This window comes from Pedobacter jamesrossensis (assembly GCF_042650905.1).
Classification (GTDB): domain Bacteria; phylum Bacteroidota; class Bacteroidia; order Sphingobacteriales; family Sphingobacteriaceae; genus Pedobacter; species Pedobacter jamesrossensis.
In genome coordinates this window covers 1-6,190 of the sequence record NZ_JBHSBY010000079.1, presented here as the reverse complement: position 1 = coordinate 6,190, position 6,190 = coordinate 1, and the positions used below count along the sequence as shown (strand labels likewise).

Sequence of the window (6,190 nt, the reverse complement as noted above, 5' to 3'; positions counted from 1 at the left end):
GGAATGAGTTCGTCAAAGGTTGGGGGAAAAGCCATGAGCTGATCCTGTAGATAGGGTTTAAAAGCTGGTTTCTGAGCGGCCATTAACGTGATTATTATATCATAAGTATATGAAAATCAATACTTTAAACCAAAAAATCACATAAAAAAATATAAAAAATTTAAGCAAAATAAAAGGGCTGATCATTTTATTTATGATACAGCCCCTTAATTAGTCTTCGACTACGCTCAGACTGACAAATAAATTAAACTTATTTACTTAACTCCGCGAAATATTTATGGAATAATGGCAATGTCTCGATTCCTTTGTAATAGTTAAAAATATCATATTTCTCGTTTGGCGAGTGTAATGCATCGCTATCTAAACCGAAACCAAAAAGCACAGATTTGATACCCAAAACATCTTCAAACAAAGCTACAATTGGAATACTACCGCCTCCACGAGTTGGAATAGCCGTTTTACCGAAGCTATCTTCAATTGCTTTTTCTGCGGCTTTATAAGCGATACTGTCGGTTGGTGTAACAACAGGCTCGCCTCCATGATGAGGTGTAACTTTTACTTTTACATTTTTTGGTGCAATGCTTTCGAAGTGTTTGGTGAAAATTTCAGCAATTTCTTCAGAACTTTGATTTGGAACTAAACGCATAGAAATTTTTGCATTTGCTTTACTTGGTAACACGGTTTTAGCACCTTCGCCAATGTAACCACTCCAAATGCCGTTAACTTCTAAAGTCGGACGGGTTCCGGTACGTTCTAATGTAGAATAACCTTTTTCACCCCAAACCTCATCTATATTAAGATCCTTTTTATATTCTTCTTCATCATAAGGAGCAGAATTTAAAGCCTTTTTCTCCTCATCAGTCAATTCGATAACCTTATCGTAAAAAGCAGGAATGGTAATGTGGTTATTTTCATCGTGTAACGAAGCAATCATTTTACAAAGTATAGTTGCCGGATTTGCTACAGCACCACCATAAACACCAGAGTGCAAATCGCGATTCGGGCCAACAACTTCTACTTCCATGTAAGCTAAGCCACGTAAGCCTGTTTCGATAGATGGATGCTCCATGCTAATCATAGATGTATCTGAAATTAAAACCACATCTGCTTTTAAACGTTCTGCGTTTGCTTTTACGAAAATACCAAGGTTTGCTGAACCAACTTCTTCTTCACCCTCTATCATGAATTTAACGTTGCAAGCCAAAGTATTGGTTTCCATCATCAATTCAAATGCTTTTACGTGCATGTAAAACTGGCCTTTATCATCGCAAGCGCCACGAGCGTAAATTTTACCATCGCGTACTGTTGGTTCGAAAGGAGGCGTTTGCCAAAGTTCCAACGGGTCGGCAGGTTGCACATCGTAATGACCGTAGATTAAAACTGTTGGTAAAGAAGCATCTATAATTTTTTCTCCATAAACAATTGGATAACCAGCTGTTTCGCAAATTTCAACATTATCTGCACCTGCATCTTTTAACTTTTGAGCTACATAATCTGCAGTTTTTAAAACATCGCCTTTGTATTTCGGGTCGGCACTAACCGATGGAAAACGTAGTAATTCAAACAACTCATCTAAAAAGCGTTGTTTGTGCGTTTCTACATAATTTTTAATCTCTTGCATAACAAAATGAATTTGGGCAAATATAAGGTTTTAGTCTAGAAGGCTTAAAATTTTAAACAGAAATGGATATAAAACCATTATAAACACAGAGGGCAGAATTAAGTAAAATAAAAACTACAAGTTGCTATTTTTTCGTAATATAATTTCAATGTTAAATATTTCTATAAATTATTTTTGAGGAACCTAATTATTTCATTTTTTTGCTAAATTGCGCCTTTTAAACCCCAACGCATACAAACCTCACAACAAGAAAGTTATAATGAAATTAAGGGCAACTTTACTGCATATTCTGCTGCTAGTTTCATTTTTAACTCCGGTAATTTCGCTGGCACAAAACAACGTAAAAGTTAGTTGTCCTGAGGCGGCTCAATACTATGCTAAAGACAGTATCAATATTGTAACATTTGGAGCAAGTACTGTAGAGGGAGTTAAAGGTCTTGGTTTTCAAACCATGCTAGAAAGCAACTTCTTGAACTGCTATAGTGGCAAAGTTGTAAACATTACTAATCAAGGCATTGGCGGACAAACAACTCGACAAGGTTTACTTAGAATTGATAGGGCTATTAAAGATAGAACTGGATTCATTGTAATTTCGATGGGTGTTAATGATGCTGGCGCAATTGCTTTAGGTAGAGGAAGTGTTGCAGAAACAACAGAAAACATGCGCCTTTTAATAACCACAAGTCTAAAGCAAAAACTTGTTCCAATTATTTGTACACTTCAAAATGTTGATGATAGAGCAAGTAAACCTTTGGTTGCTGTAAATACTAATATTAGAATGATTAACGCTGCTTACAGAAAACTTGCAGCTGAATATAAAATTTACCTCGCTGATATAAATGCAGCAATGCGTAGAGATTTTTCGCTTTATCAGGATGAATACCATCCCAATGCGAGAGGCTATAGATTAATTAGCTATGTAATTTTCGACACCATTAATAAGGCTATTTTTGACAGATTCTTAAAATTTGTAGTTACTCAGAATTATCCTAACCCAGCCTCTACACAAACCTATATTGATATCGTGCTTCCTGAATCAGATAAAATAAATATTCAGATTTATGATATGATGGGTAGATTAACTAAAACAGTGGTTAACGAATACCTTAACACAGGCAAACACACATTAGATATTAATACAACGGGTTTCGTTCCTGGTATTTACTTTTTCAAAATATCTTCCGATTCCGGGCAATATAATTCTGTTAAAAAGTTTATTGTTGCGAGGTAATTAAGAATTTTATTAGAATCTGCTAGACCAAGCTTTCCGATATAATTCCTTGAACATATCGAAAAGCTAACCTTATTTATAGTGTCATTATACCTTGGATGGTTGCAGCCTGTTTATAAACCGCAATTACTTCATCGGCATTTTGCATTTCTTTTTTTACGGTTATTGATACGTATTTACCTGTTTTAGATGGTTGCTCAATAAATTTATCATCAGGTAAAATTTTGCGTAATTCTTCTATTTTACCTAATCCGCCTGTTATAATAAATTTGAAGTTATATATACCGGGAAACTTCTCTACGCTTTCTAATTTCTCTTTTAGGTTAGCGTAAATATCTGTACTTGCCCCCTCTGGGATATCAGTAAACTCTATATTTTTGTTTATTTTATTATCATCCATAACAACAGCGTATCAAATTCTATTCCTAAATATGGAACAGGAAATTTTGGCATAAGGTTGATAAATTTTGAGATATAATATTCAAGCTATGGTTCGTGTCTGCACGAGCCACTATATTAGCCATTTAAGGCATACAAGAGGGCGTATATTTTAGTTAATTGGGTTTTAAACCTTCAATAAGCAGTAAAATCTCAATTTATCTAAACCTTGGCGAAGCGGATATCGGCCTTCGAGTTTAAGGCCTGCAGGCGTATGAGCAAAGCAAAGGACTAACTTCGCGATGATATTCGGGTTTAGCTTTACACCTAAATCCCCTGAAGGGGACTTTGTACTAGGAGGTGAAATAATTACCAACAACTTCAGAAAAAGACTATAGAATTGTTATTTTTGAATCTCAAAAAAACAGGAGCCGAATTGGATTATTTAGAAGGATTAAACCCACAACAAAGAGCAGCAGTAGAGAACACAAAAGGACCCGTAATGATTGTTGCGGGTGCAGGTTCGGGCAAAACGAGGGTAATTACATATAGGGTTGCACATTTAATTCAAACTGGAACTGACCCTTTTAACATTCTGGTTTTAACCTTTACCAATAAAGCGAGTAAGGATATGCGTGAGCGTATTGGCAAAGTGGTTGGCGCTGAGGCGAAAAACATTTGGATGGGTACTTTTCACTCTGTTTTTGCGAAAATTTTACGTGTTGAAGCGGAAAAAATCGGCTATCCTAGCAATTTTACCATTTACGATACCGACGATAGCAAAAGTGTTTTGCGTGCCATTTTGAAAGAAATGCAGCTTGACGATAAGCTTTACGCGGTTAACTTCGTTTTCGGCAGAATTTCATCAGCTAAAAACAATTTGATTTCTTGGGGCGAATACCAGGCTAACGACCAGATTCAGGCGGAGGATATTCAAAATAAGCGACCGCTAATTGGGCAGATTTACGAACAATATGCTAAACGTTGCTTTAGAGCTGGCGCAATGGATTTTGATGATTTGTTGTTTAAAACCAATATTTTATTGAAAGAACACACCGATGTTTTAAATAAATACCAGCAAAAATTTAGGTATTTAATGGTAGATGAGTATCAGGATACCAACTTTTCGCAATATACAATTGTGAAAAAACTGGCTGCTGCCTACCAAAACATTTGCGTGGTGGGTGATGACGCACAAAGTATTTATGCTTTCCGTGGGGCGAATATTCAGAATATTTTAAATTTCGAACGCGATTACCCTGATTTAAAAGTTTATAAGTTAGAGCAAAATTATCGCTCTACTCAAAATATAGTTGATGCCGCAAGTAGCATCATTGCCAATAACAAAAATCAGCTGGAGAAAAATGTTTTCTCTGAAAATGCCGAAGGCGATAGAATTAAAGTAGCCCGTGCTTTTACCGATAATGAGGAAGGTAAATTAGTTGCCGAATCTATTATTCAGGAGCGTACTACAAAAGGTTACCAGCACAGCGATTTTGCTATTTTGTACCGCACCAATGCTCAAAGTAGAGCAATGGAGGAAGGTTTAAGAAAACTGAATATCCCATACAAAATCTACGGTGGGCAATCTTTTTACCAACGCAAAGAGATTAAAGATTTAATCGCCTACTTCCGTTTAACTTTTAATCCGAAGGATGAAGAAGCGATAAAACGTGTAATTAATTATCCAAAACGCGGTATTGGAGATACTTCAATTGATAAAATTATTGTTGCTGCCGACCAAAATAATGTAACCATGTGGGATGTTATTTCGAATGCGCATCAATACGTTGATGGTCGTTTAGCAAACCAGTTGAACGATTTTTCGATGATGGTTCAAAGTTTTCAGGCAGAAGCTAAAAAGCTTGACGCTTATGATTCTGCCTTGTTTATTGCGCAACACGCGGGCATTTTAAAGGAATTATACACCGATGATAGTGTTGAAGGTAGGGCGAGGTACGAGAATATTCAGGAGTTATTAAATGGTATAAAGGAGTTTGCCGAACGTGAGGATATTGAAGAGAAAGGTCTTGATATTTTTATGCAGGATGTTGCGCTTTTAACCAATGACGATAAAGATGGCGACAAAAACAAGGATACGGTTTCGTTAATGACGATTCACTCGGCCAAAGGTTTAGAGTTTAAAAACGTGTTTATTGTGGGTTTGGAAGAGAATCTGTTCCCATCGCAAATGTCGGTTAACTCTCGTTCTGATTTGGAAGAGGAACGTCGTTTGTTTTATGTGGCTATTACCCGGGCAGAAGTAAAACTAACCATTACTTATGCTACTTCTCGCTACCGCTGGGGAACTTTAACCAACTGCGAACCAAGTCGTTTTATTAATGAAATTAACCCGAAGTTTTTAGAACTGGAGGTTAAGCCAGCTAAAATTAGTGCACTCGAAGGCAATTTTGATGATGAACGCAAAACATGGACATCGCAGCCACGTGATTTCTTTAGCAAACCAAAACCTGCTAGTACAGCAAGTACACCACCTGTTCGCCCAAAAACGACGTCATTATTAGCAAAGGCTCACGTACCTACGCCGGGTTTTACACCTTCTCAACCTGATGAATTTCAAGGTGGAATGGAAGTAGAGCACGAAAAATTTGGTTTCGGGAAAATTATTAGCTTGGAAGGAAATTTACCTGATGTAAAAGCAACGGTGTTTTTCCAAGGATTAGGGAATAAACAACTGCTATTGAAGTTTGCAAAGCTGATGATTGTGAAATAAGCCTCACCCTATCAATGGTGATGGTTTATCTTTTTTTATGCAATCCCTCTCCGAAGGAGAAGGAAACAAAGTTTTGTGATTTGAACCAAAGGGTTTAAAGTACGCAACCAAAAACCCTCTCCTTTGGAGCTAATCTTTACACACATCTTTATATTCCATTATTTGCGCGTAAACTATAAATTGTTGGTTAAACTTATCTAACCCCTCTTTGATTGTGATATATCCT

4 protein-coding genes are annotated in these 6,190 nt (G+C 36.6%); 2 read left to right on the top strand and 2 right to left on the bottom strand.

Features of this window, described 5'->3' with window-relative positions; all coding sequences use genetic code 11:
* Positions 1-250 precede the first annotated feature (250 nt).
* On the bottom strand, positions 251-1,621 hold the full coding sequence (locus tag ACFOUY_RS09240; RefSeq protein ID WP_378960219.1) for a dipeptidase: 1,371 nt from the start codon (positions 1,619-1,621) through the stop codon (positions 251-253).
* 259 nt (positions 1,622-1,880) lie between these two features.
* On the opposite strand from ACFOUY_RS09240, the gene ACFOUY_RS09235 reads away from it, so the two are divergent.
* Positions 1,881-2,852 (top strand): GDSL-type esterase/lipase family protein, encoded by a 972-nt coding sequence (locus tag ACFOUY_RS09235; RefSeq protein WP_378960218.1) that lies wholly within the window; start codon positions 1,881-1,883, stop codon positions 2,850-2,852.
* A gap of 76 nt (positions 2,853-2,928) precedes the next feature.
* On the opposite strand, the gene ACFOUY_RS09230 is transcribed toward ACFOUY_RS09235, so the two are convergent.
* Positions 2,929-3,252 carry a DUF493 family protein gene (locus ACFOUY_RS09230; RefSeq protein WP_378960217.1) on the bottom strand — a complete coding sequence of 108 codons (324 nt, stop codon included), beginning with the start codon at positions 3,250-3,252 and terminating at the stop codon, positions 2,929-2,931.
* A 414-nt stretch (positions 3,253-3,666) separates the two neighbouring features.
* Between ACFOUY_RS09230 and ACFOUY_RS09225 the strand changes: the two genes are divergently transcribed.
* Positions 3,667-5,964, top strand: a complete 2,298-nt coding sequence (locus ACFOUY_RS09225; RefSeq protein ID WP_378960220.1) for an ATP-dependent helicase — start codon at positions 3,667-3,669, stop codon at positions 5,962-5,964.
* Positions 5,965-6,190: the final 226 nt, after the last annotated feature.